This is a genomic window from Cupriavidus sp. 10L45, from assembly GCF_056395225.1.
Genome location: NZ_JBFTJC010000005.1, coordinates 347,081 through 371,162 on the forward strand (window position 1 = coordinate 347,081; position 24,082 = coordinate 371,162).

Annotated in this window: 19 protein-coding genes; 12 read left to right on the top strand and 7 right to left on the bottom strand. The window is 65.8% G+C overall.

The features are described 5' to 3' along the window. Positions 1-25 precede the first annotated feature (25 nt). The 5 genes from AC1DFU_RS11710 to AC1DFU_RS11730 all read right to left on the bottom strand — a co-directional run bounded on the left by AC1DFU_RS11710 (position 26) and on the right by AC1DFU_RS11730 (position 7,244). Positions 26-436 carry a hypothetical protein gene (locus tag AC1DFU_RS11710; RefSeq protein ID WP_092292833.1) on the bottom strand — a complete coding sequence of 137 codons (411 nt, stop codon included), beginning with the start codon at positions 434-436 and terminating at the stop codon, positions 26-28. 43 nt (positions 437-479) lie between these two features. Further along, positions 480-2,567: a M3 family metallopeptidase gene (locus AC1DFU_RS11715; protein ID WP_441592165.1), complete on the bottom strand. Its 2,088-nt coding sequence runs from the start codon at positions 2,565-2,567 to the stop codon at positions 480-482. Between the two features lie 132 nt (positions 2,568-2,699). Continuing rightward, positions 2,700-3,554 carry a bifunctional methylenetetrahydrofolate dehydrogenase/methenyltetrahydrofolate cyclohydrolase FolD gene (gene folD, locus AC1DFU_RS11720; protein WP_092292837.1) on the bottom strand — a complete coding sequence of 285 codons (855 nt, stop codon included), beginning with the start codon at positions 3,552-3,554 and terminating at the stop codon, positions 2,700-2,702. A gap of 261 nt (positions 3,555-3,815) precedes the next feature. After that, a complete protein-coding gene (locus tag AC1DFU_RS11725; RefSeq protein WP_092292841.1) occupies positions 3,816-4,448 on the bottom strand; it encodes a response regulator transcription factor in 633 nt (210 codons plus the stop codon). A gap of 165 nt (positions 4,449-4,613) precedes the next feature. Beyond that, positions 4,614-7,244, bottom strand: a complete 2,631-nt coding sequence (locus AC1DFU_RS11730; RefSeq protein ID WP_441592166.1) for a PAS domain S-box protein — start codon at positions 7,242-7,244, stop codon at positions 4,614-4,616. A gap of 328 nt (positions 7,245-7,572) precedes the next feature. Here AC1DFU_RS11730 and aceE point away from each other — a divergent pair, with 328 nt between their 5' ends. The 5 genes from aceE to AC1DFU_RS11755 all read left to right on the top strand — a co-directional run bounded on the left by aceE (position 7,573) and on the right by AC1DFU_RS11755 (position 15,671). Next, positions 7,573-10,260, top strand: a complete 2,688-nt coding sequence (gene aceE / locus AC1DFU_RS11735) for a pyruvate dehydrogenase (acetyl-transferring), homodimeric type (RefSeq protein ID WP_092292845.1) — start codon at positions 7,573-7,575, stop codon at positions 10,258-10,260. A gap of 181 nt (positions 10,261-10,441) precedes the next feature. Beyond that, positions 10,442-12,115, top strand: a complete 1,674-nt coding sequence (aceF, locus tag AC1DFU_RS11740) for a dihydrolipoyllysine-residue acetyltransferase (RefSeq protein WP_092292847.1) — start codon at positions 10,442-10,444, stop codon at positions 12,113-12,115. Positions 12,116-12,187: 72 nt separating this feature from the next. Next, positions 12,188-12,847 carry an Ntn hydrolase family protein gene (locus AC1DFU_RS11745; protein ID WP_441591162.1) on the top strand — a complete coding sequence of 220 codons (660 nt, stop codon included), beginning with the start codon at positions 12,188-12,190 and terminating at the stop codon, positions 12,845-12,847. A 39-nt stretch (positions 12,848-12,886) separates the two neighbouring features. Then, positions 12,887-14,674 carry a dihydrolipoyl dehydrogenase gene (gene lpdA, locus AC1DFU_RS11750; protein ID WP_441591161.1) on the top strand — a complete coding sequence of 596 codons (1,788 nt, stop codon included), beginning with the start codon at positions 12,887-12,889 and terminating at the stop codon, positions 14,672-14,674. Between the two features lie 184 nt (positions 14,675-14,858). Beyond that, on the top strand, positions 14,859-15,671 hold the full coding sequence (locus AC1DFU_RS11755) for an SAM-dependent methyltransferase (protein ID WP_441591160.1): 813 nt from the start codon (positions 14,859-14,861) through the stop codon (positions 15,669-15,671). Between the two features lie 100 nt (positions 15,672-15,771). Here AC1DFU_RS11755 and phaP1 read toward each other — a convergent pair whose 3' ends face one another. Then, positions 15,772-16,350 (bottom strand): TIGR01841 family phasin PhaP1, encoded by a 579-nt coding sequence (phaP1, locus tag AC1DFU_RS11760; RefSeq protein WP_092292853.1) that lies wholly within the window; start codon positions 16,348-16,350, stop codon positions 15,772-15,774. 443 nt (positions 16,351-16,793) lie between these two features. On the opposite strand from phaP1, the gene AC1DFU_RS11765 reads away from it, so the two are divergent. The 4 genes from AC1DFU_RS11765 to pbpG all read left to right on the top strand — a co-directional run bounded on the left by AC1DFU_RS11765 (position 16,794) and on the right by pbpG (position 20,479). Next, positions 16,794-17,729, top strand: coding sequence for a histone deacetylase family protein (locus tag AC1DFU_RS11765; RefSeq protein WP_441591159.1), 936 nt, complete (start codon positions 16,794-16,796; stop codon positions 17,727-17,729). A 35-nt stretch (positions 17,730-17,764) separates the two neighbouring features. Then, complete coding sequence (locus AC1DFU_RS11770; protein ID WP_441591158.1) at positions 17,765-18,208, top strand: acyl-CoA thioesterase; 444 nt, start codon at positions 17,765-17,767, stop codon at positions 18,206-18,208. 35 nt (positions 18,209-18,243) lie between these two features. Further along, positions 18,244-18,999, top strand: a complete 756-nt coding sequence (locus AC1DFU_RS11775) for a nitroreductase (RefSeq protein ID WP_255370746.1) — start codon at positions 18,244-18,246, stop codon at positions 18,997-18,999. A gap of 289 nt (positions 19,000-19,288) precedes the next feature. After that, the gene (pbpG, locus tag AC1DFU_RS11780) at positions 19,289-20,479 is read left to right on the top strand and encodes a D-alanyl-D-alanine endopeptidase (protein WP_092292857.1); all 1,191 of its coding nucleotides are present in this window, start codon (positions 19,289-19,291) and stop codon (positions 20,477-20,479) included. Between the two features lie 97 nt (positions 20,480-20,576). On the opposite strand, the gene AC1DFU_RS11785 is transcribed toward pbpG, so the two are convergent. Continuing rightward, complete coding sequence (locus AC1DFU_RS11785; protein ID WP_092292859.1) at positions 20,577-21,365, bottom strand: IclR family transcriptional regulator; 789 nt, start codon at positions 21,363-21,365, stop codon at positions 20,577-20,579. Positions 21,366-21,594: 229 nt separating this feature from the next. Between AC1DFU_RS11785 and AC1DFU_RS11790 the strand changes: the two genes are divergently transcribed. Genes AC1DFU_RS11790 through AC1DFU_RS11800 form a run of 3 tightly spaced genes read left to right on the top strand, consistent with a single transcriptional unit; the run spans position 21,595 to position 24,029 of the window. Next, positions 21,595-22,320: a (Fe-S)-binding protein gene (locus AC1DFU_RS11790; RefSeq protein ID WP_092292861.1), complete on the top strand. Its 726-nt coding sequence runs from the start codon at positions 21,595-21,597 to the stop codon at positions 22,318-22,320. 24 nt (positions 22,321-22,344) lie between these two features. Then, the gene (locus AC1DFU_RS11795; protein ID WP_092292863.1) at positions 22,345-23,757 is read left to right on the top strand and encodes a LutB/LldF family L-lactate oxidation iron-sulfur protein; all 1,413 of its coding nucleotides are present in this window, start codon (positions 22,345-22,347) and stop codon (positions 23,755-23,757) included. Beyond that, on the top strand, positions 23,754-24,029 hold the full coding sequence (locus AC1DFU_RS11800) for a hypothetical protein (RefSeq protein WP_092292865.1): 276 nt from the start codon (positions 23,754-23,756) through the stop codon (positions 24,027-24,029). The genes AC1DFU_RS11795 and AC1DFU_RS11800 overlap by 4 nt, the downstream gene beginning before the upstream one ends. The last annotated feature ends 53 nt before the right edge of the window (positions 24,030-24,082 follow it).

The following is a 24,082-nucleotide window of genomic DNA, read 5'->3' on the forward strand; positions in this document are numbered from 1 at the left end:
GTTCTTATTAGTCGGGGAGGGAGGCTCATTCGCCCAAACCGCCACCCAGCAGGTCGCCCTGATCGAGGATGGCGTAGGCGATTTCCGGATGGGCGTCCATGCAGCGGCGAATCGCGGCGGGAATATTCTGGCGGGTCTTGCGGCACAGGCCCGGGCGGTCGGCCAGTTCGATGCGGAAGCCGCGCGTCGTGCGGACTTCGTTCGCGCTCGGCGTGATGGTCACCTCGATGCCAAGCAATTCGGCCATGCGGGCTTCCATGTGCCGCAGTTCCTCGAGCGAGGTGAGCTGCTCCAGCCGTGCCACGAGCTTCTTTTCCTCCTGCTGCGTCAGCCGCAGGATGCGATGGTCGGCCTGGGGATCGTCAAGCAAGACCTCCCGGTTGCAGACGCAAGCGCCCGGCGGACATTCCTGACGAATTGGGAAAGGAAAGTCCATGAGCCGGGCGCCTGGTCAGCGAAGCGGGAAGTAAATGTGACGATTACGCCGCCATGCCTCCGTGACGCAGCAGCGCGTCGATCTGCGGGGCGCGGCCACGGAAGGCCACGAACGATTCCATCGCCGGGCGGCTGCCGCCCACCGACAGGATCTCGCGCCGATACCGCTCGCCAGTGGCCGAATCGAGCACGCTGCCGGACAGCTGTCCGGCTTCCTCGAACGCGGCGTAGACATCGGCGGACAGCACTTCGGCCCACTTGTAGCTGTAGTAGCCCGCCGCGTAGCCGCCCGCGAAGATGTGGCTGAACGTGTTCGGCCAGCGCGACAGCGGCGACTGCGGCACCACGTGCTTGCTGTCGTTGATCTCGCGCGACAGTTCCAGCACCGAGGTCTGGCCCTGCGGGTCATAGTCGGTGTGCAGGTGCATGTCGTACGATGAGTAGACGATCTGGCGCAGCGTCATCATGCCGTTCTGGAAGTTCTTGGCGGCCAGCATCTTGTCGAACAGCGCGCGCGGCAGCGGGGCGCCGGTCTCGACGTGGGCGGTCATCTTCGCCAGCACCTCGTATTCCCAGCAGAAGTTCTCCATGAACTGCGACGGCAGTTCCACGGCATCCCACTCCACGCCGTTGATGCCGGACACGCCGAGGTCGCCCACCTGCGTCAGCATGTGGTGCAGGCCGTGGCCGAACTCGTGGAACAGCGTGATGACCTCGTCGTGCGTGAACAGCGCCGGCTTGCCGCCCACGGGCGCCGTGAAGTTGCAGGTCAGGTACGCCACCGGGGTCTGCACGGTGCCGTTGTCGCGTTCCTTGCGGCCGCGCGCATCGTCCATCCAGGCGCCACCGCGCTTGCCTTCGCGTGCGTAGAGGTCGATGTAGAACTGGGCGAGCAGGGCGCCCTGCGGCGACACTACGCGGTAGAAGCGCACGTCCTTGTGCCAGGTCTGGGCTTCGTCCGGGCGGATGCTGACCGAGAACAGCTTCTCGACCACGCCGAACAGCCCTTCGAGCACCTTCGGCTCCTGGAAATACTGCTTCACTTCGTCGTCCGAGAACGAATAGCGCTGCTGGCGCAGCTTCTCGGACGCGTAGGCCACGTCCCACGGCTTCAGTTCGTCCAGACCCAGCTCGGCGGCGGAGAACTGGCGCAGCTCTGCCCAGTCGCGCTCGGCGTAGGGGCGCGCCTTGACGGCCAGTTCGTCGAGGAACTTGAGCACGTCGGCCGGCGACTCGGCCATCTTCGGCACGAGCGAGACCTCGCCGTAGTTGTTGTAGCCAAGCATCTGCGCTTCCTCGCGGCGCAGCGTCAGCTGCTCGCGCATGTTGGCGGTGTTGTCCCAGTCGGCCTGCCCGCTGCCGTACTGCGCACCGAGTTCCGAGGCGCGCGTCACGCTCGCTTCGTACATGGTCTGGCGCAGCGCGCGGTCATCGGCATATTGCAGCACCGGGTAGTACGACGGGAAGTGCAGGGTGAACTTCCAGCCGGCCTTCTCGTCCTTCTGCGCGGCGATGGCGGCGGCTTCCTTCGCATCGGCGGGAATGCCGGCCAGGCGCGCCTCGTCTTCTATATAGAGGGCGTAGGCATTGGTGGCGTCGAGCACGTGGTCCGAGAAGGCCTTGGAAAGCTGGGCCTGCTGCTCCTGGATCTCGGCGAAGCGCGGCTTGCGGTCTTCGGGCAGCTCGGCGCCGCCGAGGCGGAAGCCGCGCAGCTCGTTTTCGAGCAGTTGCTTGCGCGCCGGCGTCAGGCCCGCGAACTCGGGGCCGGTGGCCACGGCCTTGTACTTCTCGAACAGCGCGAGGTTCTGGCCCAGCGACGACCAGAACTCGGTCATGCGGGGCAGGTTGTCGGTGTGGACCTTGCGCAGTTCGGGCGTGTCCGCCACGGCGCTCAGGTGGCCCACCACGCCCCAGGCGCGGCCGAGCGGCTCGGTGGCGGCCTCGAGGGCTTCCACGGCGCTGGTCCAGGTGGCCGGGGTGGCCGGGTCTTCGGCGCGGGCCACGCCAGCCTGGGCGTCGGCCAGTAGCACGTCCAGCGCCGGGCTGATGTGCTCGGGACGAATCTCGGCAAAGCGGGGCAGGTCGGTAAAGTCGAGCAGGGGATTGGTAGCGCGGTCGTTGTTCACGGTCATGGCGGTTCTCGGTTGGCGAGCCTCGGTCTTTATACGTTCACACGTGCAAAGATGAGGCGTCTGCGCGGAAATTTCCAGTTCGACTTTCCTATCGGGCCGATTGGGGGCCGATCAGGCCCGGCGGCCGGCGGATTACAGGCCGGCTTCGCGCTCGGCGGCTTCGAGGGTGTTGATCAGCAGCATCGTGATCGTCATCGGCCCCACACCGCCCGGCACCGGGGTGATGTGGCCGGCCACCTCGCGCACGCCGGCGAAGTCCACGTCGCCGCACAGCTTGCCGGCATCGTCACGGTTCATGCCGACGTCGATGACCACGGCGCCCGGCTTGACCATATCGGCGGTGATGATGTTGCGGCGGCCCACGGCGGCCACGATCACATCGGCCTCGCGCGTATGGGCGGCCAGGTCGCGCGTCTTGCTGTTGCAGATCGTTACGGTTGCGCCGGCCTGGAGCAGCAGCATGGCCATCGGCTTGCCGACGATGTTCGAGGCGCCCACCACCACGGCACGCGCGCCGCGCAGCGGGTACTGGATCGATTCCAGCATCTTCATGCACCCATAGGGCGTGCACGGGCGGAACAACGGGGCGCCGGTCATCAGCGCGCCGGCGTTGGCCACGTGGAAGCCATCCACGTCCTTTTCCGGGGCGATGGCTTCGAGCACCTTGTGGCTGTCGATGTGCTTCGGCAGCGGCAGTTGCACCAGGATGCCGTGGATCTTCGGGTCGTCGTTCAGTTCGTCGATGCGCGCCAGCAGGTCGGCTTCGGACAGATCGACCGGATAGCGGTCCAGCGACGAATGGAAACCGTTGTCCTCGCAAGCCTTGACCTTGTTGCGCACATAGACCTGGCTGGCGGAATCCTCGCCCACAAGCACCACGGCGAGGCCGGGCTGGTGACCCTTCTCGGTCAGGCGGGCGGCGCGCTGGGCGGCTTCGGTACGGATTTGTTTGGCAAGGGCGTTGCCGTCGATCAGTTGGGCGGGCATGGGATTCTGCGGGAGAGGCTGGGAAGTCGGGGCAGGCGGCGCGCGCGGGGCGGCGGCGTCGCGGACAAAGCCGGATTATAAGGGTTCGGCGCCCATCGGCGGGCAGTTGGCGCGGTGCAAGCTGCTCGGACGGGACAGTTTGTGGCACACCCAGTTCGGCATGATTGTGCTGTTTGCATTACTTTTTCCGCCAACCTCCTGATCGACGATCCATAAAAAAACGGCGCCTTTGCGCCGTTTTTTCCCCGTCCATCCAGCCGATCAGCTGTTGCGCGACAGTGCCAGTCGCAGCAGATCCGCCACGGTGTTCACGTTGAGCTTTTCCATGATGTTGGCGCGGTGCGCCTCCACCGTCTTGATGGAAATGCCCAGGTCGTCGGCGATCTGCTTGTTCAGGCGGCCGGCCACGATGCGCTCCAGCACCTGCTGCTCGCGCGTGGTCAGCTTGCCCAGCAGGTCCTTGGCGGCGCGCTGCTCGCGGGCGGCCGAATGGTCCGTTCGGGCCTTCTGGAGCATGCGCTCCACCAGCGCGCGCAGCTCGGATTCGTCGAACGGCTTCTCGATGAAGTCGATCGCGCCGCGCTTCATCGTGGACACGGCCATCGGCACGTCGCCGTGGCCGGTGATGAACACGATGGGAATGTCGATGTGCTCGGCCAGCATGCGTTCCTGCAGTTCCGGGCCGCTCATGCCGGGCATGCGCACGTCCAGGATCAGGCAGGACACCTGGCCGGCATCGTAGGCGGACAGGAACTGCTCGGCGCTGTTGAAGCTGCGCACCTGGTAGCCATTGCCCTCCAGCAGCCAGGTCAGCGAGTCGCGCATGGCTTCATCGTCATCGACGATGAACACGGTCTCGCCACGATGCGGAGTGGGACTGGGCGTTGCGGTCATGAAGTCTCCTGGGGCAAATTCGTTAACGACCAAGTCGTTTGCAACTAAGTGTAACCGTCTGGCGGCGTGCGCAACACTATCCGGTCGAGTGGCAGATCTGCGGCGACCCACCCAAGCCCCGCGGCGGAAGGTCTCATCGCGTCTGTCTCGCCGGGGTGCCCGGGCTTATTGCTCGGGGAGCGCAGGCTGCAGCGGCAGCGTGATTTTAAACGTACAGCCGATCCCGTCCACATTGTTTTCCACCCAGAGCCGGCCCTGGTGGGATTCAATGATCGAGCGGCAGATGTTCAGGCCCATGCCCATGCCGTCGGACTTGGTGCTGAAGAACGGCTCGAACAGGCGCTCCTTGGTGGTTTCGTCCACGCCCGGGCCCTGGTCGATCACGTCGATGCAGACGCACTGGCCGAACTCCACCGGCTCGATGCGCGCATGCAGGCGCACCACGCCGGCGGCGCGCATGGCAGGCAGCCCGGCCATGGCCTCCACGGCGTTCTTGAGCAGGTTCACCAGCACCTGCTCGATCAGCACGGGGTCCACGTACAGCAGCAGCGGGGGGGCAGGCAGGCGGGTGAGGATGGTCACGCGGCGGCGCGTGGCTTCCAGGTCGGCCAGGCCCACGGCGTCCGCCACGATATCGTGGAGGGATGCCTCGCGCCGCTGCGGCTGGCTGCGCTTCACGAACCCCCGGATGCGGCTGATGATGGTGCCCGCCCGCACGGCCTGCGCCGACGTCTTTTCGAGCACCGGAATCAGGTCTTCGGGCGTGCTGCGCCCCGAATGGAGCCGCGCCACGGCACCCATGCAGTAGTTATTGATGGCCGCCAGCGGCTGGTTCAGCTCGTGCGCCAGCGACGACGCCATCTCGCCCATCGTGGTCAGCCGGCTGGTGAACTGGAGCCGTTCCTCGTGCTGGCGCGCCATTTCCTCGGCGGCCTTGCGCACCGTGATGTCGGTGGCGATCTGCATCTGCGCCAGGTGGCCGTCCACCCACTGGATATAGCGGCGGCGCACTTCGAACCATTTCTGCATGTCTGGCACGAAGACCTCGCGCGCGTCGGACGCGTACGGCATCAGCTCCGAGGCCGGCAGGCCGGCGTACGCGTCGACAAAGTCAGTGTTGTCGCTCGACATCTGCTCGCGGTCGAAGTCGTCGCCGGCCAGTTTCAGGTGCCCCTCGGCCTCCCAGCCGAACAGCTGCCGGTAATAGCGGTTGGCGAACAGCAGCTCGGCCTTGTCGGTGGCCAGCACGGACACGGCGGCGTCCAGGCTTTCCAGCACGGTCGTGAAGCGGTCGTGTGCGGCGGCCAGTTCCTCGCGGGCGCGCTTGGGCTCGGTGATGTCCGTCATCGAACTCATCCAGCCCGTATGGCGGCCCCGGCCGTCTACTAGTGGCGAGACGTACATCCGCGCGAAGAAGCTGCTGCCGTCGCGGCGCATCACGCGCATCTCGTAGCCGGTGGCGGGCGACTTGCCCTGCAGCGTCAGGTCGATCTGCTTCTGCATCTCCTGCTGGTCGTTGGGCGGCCAGTAGGGGAACGGCGGCACGCGGCCGACCAGGGCGCCCTCGGACCAGCCCGTCATGCGGCAGAAGGCGGGATTCACATAGGTGATGCGGCCGTTCAGGTCGAGCGCGCGCAGGCCGATCAGCATCGAGTTTTCCATCGCCCGGCGGAACGAGGTCTCGGCCAGCAGGGCGCGCTGCGCCTCGGAGCGGCGGCTGGTGTGCCGCCACATGCTCCACAGGCTCCAGAGCAGGAAGCAGGACAGCCCCACCACCAGCCACAGCAGCATGTTGTTAGGCAGGTTCGATGGCGGCGGGTAGGCATCCGCGCGCAGCGAGAGCGAGTGTCCAGGTGGATCAAGCAGCACTTCGTACGACAGCGCATTGCCCGGCACGGGCCGCAGCGACGTGCTCGCGCGCGTCTGGTTGTTCTTGTCGATGAGCGAGAAGCGGTAGCGCTCCGTCAGCTCGGGCGGCAGCAGGTGGGTCAGGATGCCGTTGATCGAATAGAGCGCGCCGAGGGTGCCGAGGAACTCGTTGTCCCGCACGATCGGCACTTCCATCAGCATGAAGCTGTCGCCGCGGTCGTTCATCAGCGGGCGGGAGTAGACCACGCGCTGCGTCTCGCGGGCGGCGTCGAAGGTGTCGAGGACTTCCGGCTCCAGCGGATGGTCGACGGTCTCCCGCAACCGGCCGGCAAACTCCGACGTGGACGGCAGCGACCAGCGGCCGCGCCGCGTGGCATCGAGCCAGTTCACAAAGACGATTTCCGGGTTCTCTCGCAAGATTTCCTGCGCGGCCGTGCGATAGGCTCCCTGGTCGAGCTGCGCGGCGGCGATGTCGCGCGCCAGCGAGGCCAGCTGGTCCTGGTTGCTCAGCAGGGAGAGCCGCACGCGCTGCTGCGCCCAGGCGGCGTCGCGGTACAGGGCGTCGCGCTGCTGCTGGCGCTCCGTCTCGTGCAGCGACCACAGGATGACGCCCATCGCCACGGTGAAGAGCACAATCGCCACGAGCGGGATGAACATGAACCAGCTCGTCGCCACGAGGTTGCGCCAGCGCAGCCACCAGAGCCGGCGCGGCGCGGCGGCGAAGGGGCCGTCGGCTTCGTGGGCGTCGGCGGCGTCGTGCGCCACGTCGTCATGGGGATCGCCGTCGCGTCCGGCGTGGGCCGCGTGCTGGGCGGCATGGTGCGCGGCGGCAGACGCTTCCACCGTGGCCGGGGTCACGGCCCCGGAGGGATTTGGGGGAAGCATGGCCGTGCGCAGGCCGGAGAGGAGTCGTTGGAGGAACTGCATAAGGGATTGACGGCTGACCGGCCAGTGTATAGGGATTATTGCGGTGCGTCGCTTGGGGAAAGCGCCTATGCGGCACCTGCTCAAGTTTGCGCGGATCGTGCCCCGGGCAGGGCTGGCGAGGAAGCGGCGTCCGATCAATGCGCGGGCGACATCGGCCTGCGGCGCGCGCGCTCTGGTGCACCGCCGCAATATTTCACATTATAAGAAACGAATCCGTAATCTGAAAATTTCGCTTGTCAGCCTCTGCTGTGCTTCCATAGAATCGCTTCGACCAGACAATGCGGGCGGATCTCGTGCGCTCGCCAGGAATTCACCAGGAGACAGTCTCATGTCAGCCGTACCAGAGCAGATTCTCGGCGCGAGCAGCGCCAACGACGCCGATCCCCAGGAAACGCATGAATGGCTGGATGCCCTGCAGGGCGTGCTGGCGGCCGAAGGTGCGGAACGCGCCGCTTTCCTGATCGAAAAGCAGATCGAATATGCACGCGTGAACGGCGTGACCCAGCCGTTCCACGCCGAGACGCAGTACATCAACACCATTCCGGTGGAGCAGCAGGCCCGCATTCCAGGCGACCAGGATATCGAGCACCGCATCCGCTCGTACACGCGCTGGAACGCGATGGCCATGGTGCTGCGCGCCAACAAGCACACCAACGTGGGCGGCCATATCTCGTCGTTCGCGTCGGCCGCCACGCTTTATGACGTCGGCTACAACCACTTCTGGCGCGCCCCGTCCGAGCAGAGCGGCGGCGACCTCGTCTTCGTGCAGGGCCACTCGGCGCCGGGCGTGTACTCGCGCGCCTTCCTGCTGGGCCGCCTGACCCCCGAGCAACTCGACAACTTCCGCCAGGAAGTGGACGGCAAGGGCATCTCGTCCTACCCGCACCCGTGGCTGATGCCGGACTTCTGGCAGTTCCCGACCGTCTCGATGGGCCTGGGCCCGATCATGGCGATCTACCAGGCGCGCTTCATGAAGTACCTGGATAGCCGCGGCCTGGCCAAGGCCGGCGACCGCAAGGTCTGGGCCTTCCTGGGTGACGGCGAGACCGACGAGCCGGAATCGCTCGGCGCGATCGGCATGGCCGGCCGCGAGAAGCTGGACAACCTCGTCTTCGTGATCAACTGCAACCTGCAGCGCCTGGACGGTCCGGTGCGCGGCAACGGCAAGATCATCCAGGAACTGGAATCGGAATTCCGCGGTTCGGGCTGGAACGTGATCAAGGTGGTCTGGGGCAGCCGCTGGGACCAGCTCCTGGCACGCGACACCAAGGGCCTGCTGATGAAACGCATGATGGAATGCGTGGACGGCGAGTACCAGACCTTCAAGGCCAAGGACGGCGCCTACGTGCGCGAGTTCTTCTTCAACACGCCGGAGCTGAAGGCCATGGTGGCCGACTGGTCCGACGACGACATCTGGCGCCTGAACCGTGGCGGCCATGACCCGCACAAGATCTACGCCGCCTACAAGGCCGCCAGCGAGCACAAGGGCCAGCCGACGCTGATCCTGGCCAAGACCATCAAGGGCTATGGCATGGGCGATGCCGGCCAGGCCATGAACGTGGCCCACCAGCAGAAGAAGATGCCGGTGGACGCGATCCGCAAGTTCCGCGACCAGTTCAACATCCCGGTGACGGACGACAAGATCGAGGACGTGCCGTACCTGACCTTCGAGGATGGCTCGAAGGAACTCGAATACATGCGCGCCCGCCGCATGGAACTGGGCGGCTACCTGCCCAGCCGCCGCCTGAAGGCGGAAGCGCTGCCGGTGCCCGAGCTGGCCGCGTTCGACGCGCTGCTCAAGGCCACCGGCGAAGGCCGCGAGGTCTCGACGACCATGGCCTTCGTGCGGATCCTGAACACGCTGCTCAAGGACAAGAAGATTGGCAAGCACGTGGTGCCCATCGTGCCCGATGAGTCGCGCACGTTCGGCATGGAAGGGCTGTTCCGCCAGGTCGGCATCTGGAACCAGGAAGGCCAGAAGTACGTGCCGCAGGATCACGACCAGCTGATGTTCTACAAGGAATCGCAGACTGGCCAGGTGCTGCAGGAAGGCATCAACGAAGCCGGCGCCATGTGCGACTGGATTGCTGCCGCCACGTCGTACTCGACGCACGGCGTGCAGATGATCCCGTTCTACATCTACTACTCGATGTTCGGCATCCAGCGTATCGGCGACCTGTGCTGGGCCGCTGCCGACATGCGCTCGCGCGGCTTCCTGCTGGGCGGTACCTCGGGCCGGACCACGCTGAACGGCGAGGGCCTGCAACACGAGGACGGCCATTCGCACGTGTTCCACGCCGTGATCCCGAACTGCATCTCGTATGACCCGACGTTCCAGTACGAACTGGCCGTGATCATGCAGGACGGCATGCGCCGCATGTACGCCGAACAGGAAGACGTCTATTACTACCTGACGGTGATGAACGAGAACTACGAGCACCCGGAAATGCCGGCTGGCGTGGAACGCGACATCGTCCAGGGCATGTACCAGTTCCGCAAGGGCGTGGAGAACAGCAACGCGCCGCGCGTGCAGTTGCTGGGTTCGGGCACGATCTTCCGCGAGGTGATCGCCGCCGCCGAGCTGCTCAAGAAGGACTGGGGCGTCGAGTCGGACCTGTGGAGCTGCCCGAGCTTCACCGAGCTGGCCCGCGAAGGCAATGCCGCCGAGCGCCACAACCTGCTGCACCCCACCGAGACGCCGCGCGAGTCGTTCGTCGCCCAGAAGCTCAAGGGCGTGCGCGGCCCGGTCATCGCCTCCACGGACTACATCCGCGCGTTCGCCGAGCAGATCCGTCCGTTCGTGCCGCGCCGCTATGTGGTGCTGGGCACCGACGGCTTCGGCCGCTCGGATACCCGCGAGAAGCTGCGCCACTTCTTCGAGGTGGATCGCCACTGGGTCACGCTGGCCGCGCTGAAGGCGCTGGCCGACGAAGGCGCGATCGGTCGTGAAAAGGTCGCCGAGGCGATCAAGAAGTACAACCTCGACCCGAGCAAGCCGAACCCGATGTCGGTCTGATTCCCGGACTTACACGCCTGAACCCCCCCGCAGTGCGGCACCCGCCGCGCCGCGGGCGCCCCCGGCTGGCCCGGCGGCGCCTTGCGGCGTGGCAACGTGACAGAAGCGTGAGGCGAGAGTAACCTCGCCGAGCGTTTGTCGTGTGTAGACGCGAGTGCCGGCTGCCCAGGAGAGACACTGAATGAGTCAAGCGATTGAAATCAAGGTGCCGGATATCGGCGACTATGACGCCGTACCCGTCATCGAAGTGCACGTGAAGCCGGGCGATACCATCAACGCGGAAGACGCGCTGGTGACGCTGGAGTCGGACAAGGCGACCATGGACGTGCCCAGCCCGCAGGCCGGCACCGTCAAGGAAGTCCGCATCAAGGTGGGCGACAACGTGGCCGAAGGCTCGGTGCTGGTGATGCTGGAGCCGGCAGGTGCCGGCGCCGCCGCGCCTGCCCCGGCTCCGGCCGCCGCCCCGGCACCGGCTCCCGCGGCGGCTCCGGCCCCCGCACCCGCGCCCGCAGCGGCCCCGGCGCCTGCGCCGGCTGCCGGCGGTGGCGGTATCGTGGAAGTCAAGGTGCCGGACATCGGCGACTACGACGCCGTGCCGGTGATCGACATCCACGTGAAGGTGGGCGACACGATCAACGCGGAAGACGCGCTGGTCACGCTGGAATCGGACAAGGCGACCATGGACGTGCCGAGCCCGCAGGCCGGCACCGTCAAGGAAATCAAGATCAAGGTGGGCGACAACGTGGCCGAAGGCACGCTGATCGTGGTGCTGGAAGCCGCTGGCGCTGCCGGCGCTGCGGCGGCTCCGGCCGCCGCCCCGGCTCCGGCCCCGGCTGCTGCTGCCCCGGCCCCGACGCCCGCCGCGGCTTCGGCGCCGGCTCCCGCCCCGGCCAGCTCGGCACCCGCCCCGGCCGCCCAGGGCGTGACCGGCAAGGCCGCCCACGCCAGCCCGTCCGTGCGCAAGTTCGCGCGTGAACTGGGCGTGGAAGTGTCGCGCGTGCCCGGTACCGGTCCGAAGGGCCGTATCACGCAGGAAGACGTGCAGGGCTTCGTCAAGGGCGTGATGAGCGGCTCGACCGCCGCGCCGGCCGCAGCGGCTGCCGCTGGTGGCTCGGGCGTCGGCCTGGACCTGCTGCCGTGGCCGAAGGTGGACTTCACGCGCTTTGGCGAAGTGGAGAACAAGCCGCTTTCGCGCATCAAGAAGATCTCGGGCGCCAACCTGCATCGCAACTGGGTCATGATCCCGCACGTCACGAACTGCGACGAAGCGGACATCACCGACCTCGAAGCCTTCCGCGTGCAGCTGAACAAGGAAAACGAGAAGTCGGGCGTCAAGGTAACCATGCTGGCCTTCATGATCAAGGCCACCGTCGCGGCGCTGAAGAAGTTCCCGAACTTCAATGCCTCGCTGGACGGCGACAACCTGGTGCTGAAGAAGTACTTCAACATCGGGTTTGCGGCGGACACCCCGAACGGCCTGGTCGTGCCGGTCATCAAGAACGCGGACCGCAAGGGCGTGCTCGAGATCAGCCAGGAAATGGGCGAACTCGCCAAGCTGGCGCGCGACGGCAAGCTGAAGCCGGACCAGATGCAGGGCGGCTGCTTCTCGATCTCGTCGCTGGGCGGCCTGGGCGGCACCTACTTCACGCCGATCATCAACGCGCCGGAAGTGGCCATCATGGGCGTGTGCAAGTCGTACATGAAGCCGGTCTGGGACGGCAAGCAGTTCGCGCCGCGCCTGACGCTGCCGCTGTCGCTGTCGTGGGACCACCGCGTCATCGACGGCGCCGAGGCGGCCCGCTTCAACACGTACTTCGCCCAGCTGCTGGCGGACTTCCGCCGGATTCTGCTGTAAGCACGGCCCACGCGCGCGCCGGCGGCCTCGGTTGCCGGCGCGCGGGCCTGTACGAACTGCAAGGGGCGAACCATGACGACATGCGTAGTCGTAAGGAAGGGCGCCGAGGTAGCCATCGCGGCAGACGCGCTGGTTACGTTCGGCGACACGCGGCTGTCGCGTGCCTACGAGCGCAACCAGAAGGTGTTCCCGGTGGGCGAGAGCTTCGTCGCGCTGGCCGGCACCACCGCCCACTTTCCGGTGATGCGGGCGCTGCTGACCGGCATGGGCGACGAATGCCGCCTGCTGACCCGCGACGATGTGTTCCGGACCTTCCTCAAGGTGCATGAAAAGCTCAAGACCGAGTACTTTATCAACACCAAGGAAGACGAGGACGATCCGTACGAGTCGTCGCAGATCGTCTGCCTGATCGCCAATCCGGGCGGCATCTTCGGCGTCTATTCCTACCGCGAGGTGTTCGCGTTCGACCGCTTCTGGGGCATTGGCTCGGGGCGCAACTATGCGCTCGGGGCCATGCACGCGGTCTACGACCGGCCCGGCATCGGCGCCGGGGAGATCGCGCGGATCGGCGTGGACGCAGGCGTGGAGTTCGACAAGAGTTCGGCAGGTCCCATCGACGTGCATACCGTGCGGCTGCAGGCGCAGCCGGCACCCGCGCCAGTACCGGATGGTTCAAACGGTGAGAACGACGCGGATGGCGGGGCGGCAACCAACAACGACGGCGCGGCCTGAGCCCCAGGCGGGCAGGGCGCGCATCCCAGGAGGAAAAGTATGAGTGTGATCGAAGTCAAGGTGCCGGATATCGGCGATTTCGACGCGGTGGAAGTGATCGAAGTACTGGTCAAGGCCGGCGATACGGTCGAGGAAGAGCAGTCGCTGATCGTGCTGGAGTCCGACAAGGCCAGCATGGACGTGCCGTCGTCGTCGGCCGGCAAGATCGTGGACTTGAAGGTCAAGGTGGGCGACAAGGTGGCCAAGGGCACGGTGATCTGCACCGTGGAAGCCGGCGCCGCTGCTGCCGCTGCCCCGGCACCTGCCGCCGCTCCCGCACCGGCTGCTGCCGCCGCTGCACCGAAGGCCGCTCCGGCCCCGGCGCCGGCCGCCGCCACGCATGCGGGCAGCGCCGACATCCAGTGCGACATGCTCGTGCTCGGCGCCGGCCCCGGCGGCTACTCGGCCGCGTTCCGCTCGGCGGACCTCGGCATGAACACCGTGCTGGTGGAGCGCTACGGCTCGCTCGGCGGCGTCTGCCTGAACGTGGGCTGCATCCCGTCGAAGGCGCTGCTGCACAACGTGGCCGTGATCGACGAAGCCAAGGCGCTGGCCGCGCACGGCATCCTGTTCGGCGAAGCCAAGATCGACCTGGACGGCCTGCGCCACTACAAGGAAACCGTGGTCGGCAAGCTGACCGGCGGCCTGGCCGGCATGGCCAAGGCCCGCAAGGTGCAGGTGGTGCGCGGCATCGGCACGTTCCTGGATCCGCATCACCTCGAAGTGCAGGAAACCGAAGGTGACGCCAAGGCCCCGACCGGCAAGAAGACGGTGATCCGCTTCGAGAAGGCGATCATTGCCGCCGGCAGCCAGGCTGTGAAGCTGCCGTTCGTGCCGGAGGACCCGCGCATTGTCGATTCGACTGGCGCGCTGGAACTGCCGGACATCCCCAACAAGATGCTGGTGATTGGCGGCGGCATCATCGGGCTGGAAATGGCCACGGTGTACAGCACGCTCGGCGCGCGCATCGACGTGGTGGAAATGCTCGACGGCCTGATGCAGGGCGCGGATCGCGACCTCGTCAAGGTCTGGGACAAGATGAACAAGCATCGCTTCGACAACGTGATGCTGAAGACCAAGACGGTGGGCGTGGAAGCCAAGCCGGATGGCATCTACGTGAAGTTCGAGGGCGAGGCCGCGCCGGCCGAACCGCAGCGCTACGACCTGGTGCTGGTGTCCGTCGGCCGTGTGCCGAACGGCAAGAAGATCGGCGCCGAGAAGGCTGGCGTGACGGTGACGGACCGCGGCTTTATCGAGGTCGATAACCAGCTCCGCACGAACGTGCCGCATATCTTCGCCATCGGCGACATCGTCGGCCAGCCGATGCTCGCCCACAAGGCGGTGCACGAGGCACACGTGGCTGCCGAAGCCGCGCATGGCGAGAAGGCGTACTTCGACGTCAAGCAGATCCCGTCGGTGGCCTACACCGATCCGGAAGTGGCCTGGGCCGGCCTGACCGAGGAGCAGTGCAAGGCGCAGGGCATCAAGTACGGTAAGGGCACGTTCCCGTGGGCCGCCTCGGGCCGCGCCATCGCCAATGGCCGCGACGAGGGCTTCACCAAGCTGATCTTCGACGAGGAAACGCACCGGATCATCGGCGGCGGTATCGTGGGCACCCATGCGGGCGACCTGATCAGCGAAGTGTGCCTGGCCATCGAGATGGGCGCCGACGCCGTGGATATCGGCAAGACGATTCACCCGCACCCGACGCTGGGCGAGTCGATCGGCATGGCTGCCGAGATCTACGAAGGCGTCTGCACCGACGTGCCGCCGCCGCGCAAGCGCTAAGCTTCAGCCGCAACGAGAAAACCCGCCGCGATGGCGGGTTTTCTTTTGGATCGAAATTTAGCAATTAACCGCCAGGAAGGGCCGCCGACTGCCTGCCGCAAGCGGGTAGGGCTGGCAGCGGAGGGGTTGTCTATCCGGCATGGCGCTCCCGGGGCCGATCTCCTAGCATCGTTGGGTGAACACGATGCGGAAGACACACCTGCTTGCCGCCGCGCTGTGCCTGGTATTCCTGCCCGGCGCGGCCTGGGCGCAGTTCGAAGAACCGGGCGCCAGGCCGACCATGGGCCAGTCGGGCAAGGACGTGATCTGGATTCCGACGCCCCAGCCGCTGGTGAACCAGATGCTCGACATGGCGAAGCTGACGCCCCAGGATCGGCTCGTCGATCTGGGTTCCGGCGATGGCCGCCTGGTCATTACCGCCGCCAAGCGAGGCGCCACCGCGCGTGGCATCGAATTCAACAACGAACTGGTCGAGCTGTCCCGACGCACCGCCCAGGCCGAAGGCGTGGCCAGTCGCGCCACCTTCGAGCGGGGGGACATCTTCAAGTCGGATTTTTCCGATGCCACGGTCGTCACGCTGTTCCTGCTGCCAAGCGTGAACCTGCGTCTCCGTCCCACGTTGCTGGGGATGCGGGCCGGCACGCGCATCGTCTCGAACTCGTTCGATATGGCGGACTGGCGGCCGGACGAGTACGTGCCGAGCGTCGAGGCCTGCCCGGGGCCGTGCGGCGTCTACCTGTGGCTGGTGCCGGCGAGGGTGGCGGGGATATGGGCGATGGGGAACAAGCTGCTGGTGCTGTCGCAGACGTTCCAGAAGCTGGAAGGCGTGATGCGCGAAGGCGAGCGGTCGACGCCGATCTGGGACGGCCGCTTGCGCGGCACGGAGATCGTCTTCACCATCGACGACGAGCGCTACGTCGGCCACGTGGATGGCCGCGAGATGCGGGGCACCATCGAGGGTGGCGAGCCGTGGCGCGCCACGTTCCTCAAACCATAGAGACGAAAAAAAACCCGGCCCCTCGTCAGAGGGGCCGGGTTCTTGCCAACCCGTCGCAGCGGCCGGAGCCGATGCGCGGGGCGGGCGAGGGCGCTACCGCTCAGGCGGTGGCAGCCGGCTTCTTGGCAGCCGTGCGGGCCGTGGCCGAGGCTTGCTGAGCAGCCTTGGTTGCGGCGGTGGCGGCAGCCTGGAAGTTGGTTTCGGCCATTTCCACGGCTTGCTTCGTGGCCTTCTGGACCGACTCGTACGCGTTGTTGGCGGCCGAGATGGCCGACTTCACGATGGCGACGGTCGATTCCGAACCGGCCGGGGCGTTCTTGGCGAAGTTCTCGACGAGCGCTTGCACGTTCTTCGTGCCTTCGGCCAGTTGGGCTTCGGCCACCTTGGTGAACTCGCTCTGCGTTTCCGAGGCGATTTCATACAGGTGACGCGAGTACGCCAGGGTCTTTTCGGCAACCGGCTGCACCAGCGAAGCCTGGATGGCCAGCAGTTCCTGGGCATCCTTAGCGGACAGGGCCTTCTTGGCGTTGTCGACGTTTTCGGCAAAGGTGGCCTTGACCACTTGCAGGTTCAGTTCGACAAGCTTTTCAACGCCTTCGAATGCTTTGGTGGTCAGACCGAACAGGGTTTCCAGATTGGCTTTTTGTGCGGCTGCAACTTGTTCCGGGGTCAGGATCATTGCTGGTCTCCAGTGGTGAACTTCAAGGTCAAGCAAAATAGAAATTAAGCCGCCCGAATGTCAAAGCCATGAACGCGATGTCCTGGCCAGCCCGAGCGATATATTGGTGTGCGGTCGAATCGGACCTCGTAAAAAGCTTTGATGCGCCGCAACAATTCCTATTCTAAGGGCAGAAAAAAGCCTGTCAAGCAGTTTTGCTGCACTGCACAAGAAATAGCAGACATTGAGCAGACATATGCGTCGTAATGACCACGTATAGGGCGCCAGGCAAGGGTTTATCCCGATGCGGTCACCATGATGCAACGCGGGGAAGGTCTGCTGTTTGATACGTTTTCACGCAATGCGGAACGCGGTGCTACCATCGCAGACTGCCCGGTCGGTAAATGGTCACGCACCGTCACTTCCCGGGAATTTCCCGCCCGATCCTCGCCCGATCCGCCCCGATGCAAGCTTTTTACGCCGATCACTTCGTCCTGCCGCTGCCGCCCGGCCATCGCTTCCCGATGCGCAAGTACAGCATGCTGCGAGACGCCGTGGTGCGTGAGGTGCCGGGCCTGACCCTGCACGAGGCGCCCCGCGCCGACGACGCGGCGCTGGCACTGGCCCATACCGCCGACTACATCGCCGATGTCTCCTCCGGCCGGCTCGATGCCGCCCGTCAGCGCGAGATCGGCTTCCCGTGGTCGCACGAGATGGTGGAGCGCTCGCGGCGCTCGGCCGGCGCGACGATGGCCGCCTGCCGCAGCGCGCTGACGGAGGGCATCGCGGTCAACCTCGCCGGCGGTACCCATCATGCCTATGCCGACAAGGGCGGCGGCTTCTGTGTGTTCAACGATGCCGCCATCGCCGCGCGCCAGATGCAGCGCGAAGGGCGCGTAAGCCGCGTGGCGGTGATCGACCTCGACGTGCATCAGGGCAACGGCACGGCGTCGATCCTGCGCGACGACCCGAGCGTGTTCACGCTGTCGCTCCATGGCGAGAAAAACTACCCGTTCCGGAAGGAGGCGAGCGACCTCGACGTCGGCCTGCCGGACGGCTGTGACGACGACACCTACGCGGCTGCGCTGGCTGGCGCGCTGGACACGCTCTACGCGCGCTTCGATCCCGAATTGCTGATTTACCTCGCCGGCGCCGATCCCCATGAGGGCGACCGCCTGGGCCGGCTGCGCCTGACCTTGGCCGGCCTGGCCCGGCGCGACACGCTCGTGTTCGAATCCGCGCTCGCGCGGCGCCTGCCGATGGCCGTGGCAATGGCCGGCGGCTACGGCAACCAGATCGAGGACACCGTGGCCGTGCACACCCAGACCGTGCGGCTGGCCGCGCGCCACCACCAGCGCTACGGCGCCGGGGCGACCGCCGCTGCGGCGGCAGCTTTTTGAGATCGCAACAAATCCCAACAACAACGCCGATGCCGATGAAGCCACAACCGGACACCCGCAGCGCCTACGCGCATTTCCAGCCGATCACCACGCGCTGGATGGACAACGATGTCTATGGCCACGTGAACAACGTTGTTTACTACAGTTATTTCGATACCGTCGTGAACACCTACCTGATCCGCGCGGGCGTGCTGGACATCGAGGCGGGAGAGACCATCGGGCTGGTAATCGAGACGCAATGCAACTATTTCTCGTCGCTGTCGTTCCCGGACACCGTCGTGGCCGGCCTGCGCGTGGCGCGGTTGGGCAACTCGAGCGTGCGCTACGAGGTGGGCCTGTTCTGCAACGACGATGAGGTGGCCGCTGCGCAGGGCCACTTCGTCCACGTCTATGTGGATCGCGCGACACGCCGCCCGGCAGCGCTACCGCCCGCATTGCGCCAGGCGCTGACGCCGCTGCTGCGGCCGAGCGCGGCGTGATCAATAAAACACAATAACCCGGAGACCTTCGAAGCATGTCCAACCATGGCGCTGCCCCCCGCGACACCCTTGAAGTCACCTCCGCCACCGGCGATACGTCCGTGACCGATTCCGCGGCGATCGTCGATCGCGCCATCACCACGCGCCGCTCGATCCGGGCGTTCCTGGATACGCCAGTACCGCGCGAGACCGTCGAGGACATCCTCGCCGTGGCCAGCCGCGCGCCGTCCGGCACCAACACCCAGCCGTGGCGGGTCTACGTGCTCGCGGGCGACGCCAAGGCGCGGCTCTGCGCCGATGTGCTGGCCGCCTATGACGACCCGGAGCGCGACACCAAGTACCGCGAGGAGTATCCGTACTATCCGCGCGAGTGGGTCAACCCGTACCTGGCGCGCCGCCGCAAGGTGGGCTGGGACCTGTACGGCCTGCTGGAGATCAGCCGGGAAGACAAGGCGCGCATGCACGAGCAGCACGCCCGCAACTTCCGTTTCTTCGATGCGCCGGTCGGCCTGATCTTCACGATCGACCGAATCATGGAGCAGGGCAGCTGGCTCGACTACGGCATGTTCCTGCAAAGCATCATGGTGGCTGCGCGCGCCCGCGGGCTAGACACCTGCCCCCAGGCGGCGTTCACGCAATTCCACGGCGTCCTGGCCAGCCAACTGCAGCTGACCGAGAACGAGATGGTGGTGTGCGGCATGTCGCTGGGCTACGCCGACCCGGAGGCGACGGCCAATCAATTGGTCACGGAGCGTGAACCGGTGAGCGGGTTCGCGCGTTTCCTCTCATGACTTCGCGCCGGATTGAGGTTTCCCCTGATGAGGTTTTCACAAAAGCCACCGATATTGATGTTAGGGAAACTGTTTCTTATCTAGGTGCGAAGCGTTGTGCGCAGTTGTCGACAAACAAGTGCAAACGACAATCGCTGGCGCGAGAAATGGCCAATACGGCACATTTCCCGTAATGTGGAATTGTTTGCGAATCGAACTTTAAAGAGCCTTCGTAAGTCTTTAATCTTGCTAACAATTTCTTTATTTCCTAAACTAGCGCCATTCCACCAAATGCCGCGCTGAACAGATCATGTTCCGGTCCCAATCCTTTATTTCCCGACTCTTCAGCATGCCCCTGACCGCCATCGCCACTTCGGCGCTGGTGTCGGTGTCCATGCTGGCCGCGCCGGTGACGTACGCAGCGACGAAGTCGACTGCGACGAAAACCTCGGCCAAAAAGCAGGTAACTGCTTCCAAATCCACTAAAAAGGTCGCAGCCGCGAGCGAGAAACCCTCGTCATCGCGGAAGGTGATCGTGCTGCGCCACGGCAAGAAGACCGTCGTGGCCAGTCGAGCGCAGCCGGTTCGCGCGGCCTTCGTGCCGTCGAAACCGACGCTCGCAGAGTCCATGGGCCTGCGCGATACGGAAGACGCGCTCGCGCTGCGTTCCTCCGTGGCGCTGGTGCTGGACCAGAACACGAACGAAGTCCTGTTCCAGAAAAATCCGACGGCGGTGCTGCCGATCGCCTCGATCACCAAGCTGATGACGGCGCTGGTGGTCATGGACTCGCACCTGCCGATGGACGAAGTGCTGACGGTGAGCGAGGAAGATCGCGACACCGAGAAGCACAGCAGCTCGCGCCTGCGCTTTGGCACGCAGCTGACCCGCCATGAAATGATGCTGCTGGCGCTGATGTCGTCGGAAAACCGTGCCGCTTCGGTGCTGGGCCGCAGCTACCCGGGCGGCCTGCCGGCGTTTGTGGGCGCGATGAACCGCAAGGCGCGCGAACTCGGCATGAACGACAGCCACTTCGTCGATTCGAGCGGCCTGTCGAGCAGCAATGTGTCGAGCGCGATGGACCTGGCCCGCCTGGTCAACGCCGCTTACCGCAACCCGACCATCCGCGAATTCTCGACCCAGACCGAGCATGAAGTGAACGTGCTGGGCCGTCCGCTCCATTACGTGAGCACCAACCGCCTCGTGCGCGGCGGCAACTGGGAGATCGGCCTGCAGAAGACCGGTTTCATCTCGGAAGCCGGCCAGTGCCTGGTGATGCAGGCCCGTGTGAACGATCGCAACGTGGTGATGGTGTTCCTGGACTCCGTGGGCAAGCTGTCGCGCTTTGCCGATGCCACGCGCGTGCGCACGTGGCTTGAGCACCAGCCGTCGGTGCAGGGTCCGCAACGGCCGTTCCCCAACTCCCCAAACCTTACGCAGGGTCCTAGCGCGCCGCACGCGGCGCACGCGATCCTGGCCTCGCAGCAGGCACGCGGCACCTGATTCAGGTAGCCGCCGCCAATTGAAAACGCGCCGCGGGGCAGCCCGTCGGCGCGTTTCTTTTTGGGCGATACGCGCGTGAGGCGCGCTCGTGGCGCGATCAGGCCGACACGGCGTCCGCCACGTAGCCCATGCCGCGCGAGATCTGCAGCGCGGTGTCCCTGAGGTTCTGCAGCCAGCTGTCCTGCAGGCGGTCTGCCGGCGCGGACAGCGACAGCCCGGCCACCAGCCGGCGCGAGTCGTCATAGATGCCGGCCGCGATGCAGCGCACGCCCAGCTCCAGTTCCTCGTTGTCGCGCGCATAGCCGTTGGTGCGCACCCAGCTCAGTTCGCGCTCCAGCTTGGCGATGTCCGTGATCGACGTGCCCGTATGCCCGGCCAGCCCGGTGCGCGTGGCATAGCTGCGCACGCGCCCGGCCTCGTCGGCAGCCAGGAACAGCTTGCCGACCGAGGTCAGGTGCAGCGGGGCGCGGCCGCCGATGGCGCGCACCACCTGCATGCCCGAGCGCTCGCTGTAGGCGCGCTCGATATAAACGATCTCATCGCCCTGACGCACCGACAGGTTCACGGTCTGCCCGGTGACGCGGTGCAGCGCGCGCATCGGTGCGAGTGCGGCATCACGCACAGAGAGCCGCGCCTTTACGAGATTCCCGAGTTCCAGCAAGCGCATGCCGAGCCGATAGCTGCCGGGGTCCGAGCGATCCACGAAACGGCACGCCACCATGTCATTGAGAATGCGGTGCGCCGTGGACGGATGCAGGCCGGTGGCCAGCGACAACTCCTTGAGACTGACGGGATCCGCGTGTTGGGCGAGCGCATCCAGCAACGTCATCATGCGTTCGATGACCTGGATCGAGGTCTTGCCGGGTGCCTTGTCTGCTTCTGCCATAGGAGGAAATGTTGCCGTGCGGCAAATTAAGCGTTTGCCTGATTCTATCTCGCATTGTGAAAATTTCAATAGGTGAAATGCAATTACCGAGATTCCCTTCCAGTGGTGGCGCCGCTTTCGCATGAGCGGCATTGCGCGCGGAGATGAACAAGTTTGCGGCGCGTGCTGCCCGCAGCGGCGCGGTGGGGGCGCATAATTGCGAGGTTTCGGGTCTGGATAAAAGGAAGCGATGCGAATCGGACTGTTCGCCACCTGTCTGGTGGACCTCATGCGCCCGGAGATCGGGTTTTCGGTGCTGAAGCTGCTGGAATCGGCGGGTTATGAGGTCATGGTGCCCGAGGCGCAGACCTGCTGCGGGCAGCCCGCGTACAACTCGGGCGAGCGCGCCGTCTCGCGCGATCTGGCCGAAAAATTCCTGCGTGAGTTCGAGATGTTCGACTACGTGGTGATCCCCTCCGGTTCCTGCGGCGGCATGGTCCGCGCGCACTACCAGGACCTGCTGCGCGACGACCCCGAACTCCACGGCCGTTACGAGCGCCTGCGCGAACGCGTCTACGAACTGACCGATTTCCTGGTCAACGTGGCCAAGATCGAGACCGTCGACTCGGCATTTTCCGGCCACGTCACCTATCACGACTCCTGCTCCGGTCTGCGCGAACTCGGCGTCAAGCAGCAGCCGCGCGCGCTGCTCGGCAAGCTGCCCGGCGTGCAGTTGACCGAGATGAAGGATTGCGAGGCCTGCTGCGGCTTCGGCGGCACGTTCTCGGTGAAATACGGCAATATCTCGACGGCCATCGTCGACGAGAAATGCGCCAACATCCAGGCCAGCGGCGCTGATGCCGTGGTGCTGGGCGACCTTGGCTGCATGCTCAATATCGAAGGCCGGCTGCGCCGGTCCGGCGATACGCGCACCCGCGTGCTGCACATCGCGCAGGTCCTGGCGGGCGACGCCTGATCGATCGAACCTCGGCAAAATACGATGCAAGTCCACAGCATGGAATTCAAGGCGCGGGCCGGGCAGAAGCTCGCCGACCAGCGCCTCCAGCAGAACCTCAAGAAACTGTCGACGAAGTTCGTGACCGCGCGGGCCGATGCGATCCGCGACATCGACTTCGACGCCACGCGCGCCGCGCTCAAGGAGCGCCGCAACCGCGCGCTGGAAAACCTCGACGTCTGGCTCGCCAAGTTTGAAGAAAACGCGACCAAGCGCGGCGCCACGGTGCTGTTCGCCGAGACCACTGCCGACGCAGCCCGTCTGGTGGCCGAAATCGCGCAGAAGCATGGCGTGAAGAAGGTCATCAAGAGCAAGTCGATGGTGACCGAGGAGATGCGCCTGAACCAGGTGCTGGGCGAGATGGGCGTGCAGAGCATCGAGACCGATCTGGGCGAGTACATCCTCCAGATCAACGATGCCGAGCCGCCGTCGCACATCATCGCGCCCGTGATCCACAAGGACAAGGACGAGATTGCCGACCTGTTCGCCAAGGTGCACCACAAGCCGCGCCTGACCGACATCCCGCAGATGACCCGCGAGGCGCGCGAGGTGCTGCGCCCCGAGTTCCTGTCCGCGGACATGGGCGTGACGGGCGGCAACTTCATCATCGCCGAGACCGGCTCGGTGGCCGTGGTGACCAACGAGGGCAACGAGGGCATGTGCACGGTCATGCCGCGCGTGCACGTGGCCGTTACCGGCATCGAGAAGGTGCTGCCGACGCTGGAGGACCTGGCCACGGTGATGCGGCTGCTGCCGCGCTCGGCCACCGGGCAGGCGATCTCCAACTACTTTTCGCTGCTGACGGGCCCGCGCGCCGAGGGCGAGCGCGACGGCCCCGAGCATATGTACTTCGTGATCGTCGATGGCGGCCGGAGTGGCCTGATCGGCGGCGAATTCCAGGAGATGCTGCGCTGCATCCGCTGCGGCGCCTGCATGAACCACTGCCCGGTGTACCAGAAGATCGGCGGCCATGCCTATGGCTGGGTCTACCCGGGACCGATGGGCAGCGTGCTGACGCCAAGTTATGTCGGCCTCGCCAATGCCATCGATCTGCCGCAGGCCGCCACACTTTGCGGCGAGTGCAACAGAGTGTGTCCCGCCTCGATCCCGCTGTCCGACCTGCTGCGCAAGCTGCGCGAGAAGCAGATGGAACGCGGCCTGCGCCCGTGGCAGGAGCGCCTGTCGCTGCAGGTCTGGGGCTATGTGGCGCGCCGCCCGGCGCTCTACGCCTTCGCCACGCGCATGGGCGCGCGTCTGCTGGCGCGGATGGGGGGCCGGAATCGGCTGATTGCCAGCCTGCCGATGGCGGGCAAGGGCTGGACCGACTCGCGTGACATGCCCGCGCCGAGCGGCCGGACCTTCCGCGAGTTGTACAAGGAGAGGAGGGCGCGCGCATGAGTACGCACCAGGACAACCAGCGCGCGCTGAACGCGATGCGCGAGGCTTTGGCCAGCCATGTGGCCGGCACCATGCCGGTGGCGGACCTCGTCGGCGCATGGCGAGCGGCGGCCACGTCGCTGACGCTGCCGCCGGTATTCGGTCAGGCGATGGAGGAGTTGCTGCGCCGCCTGGAGATGTCGGCGGTGTTCGCGCAGGATAGCTGCTCGTTCTCGAGCACGGCCGTCACGGACCAGCTCAAACGCTGGCTGGACAAGGCCGAGGCGTCGTAAGCGTCGTAAGCGTCGTAAACGACAACGGCCGGGGAGCGCCCCCGGCCGTTATT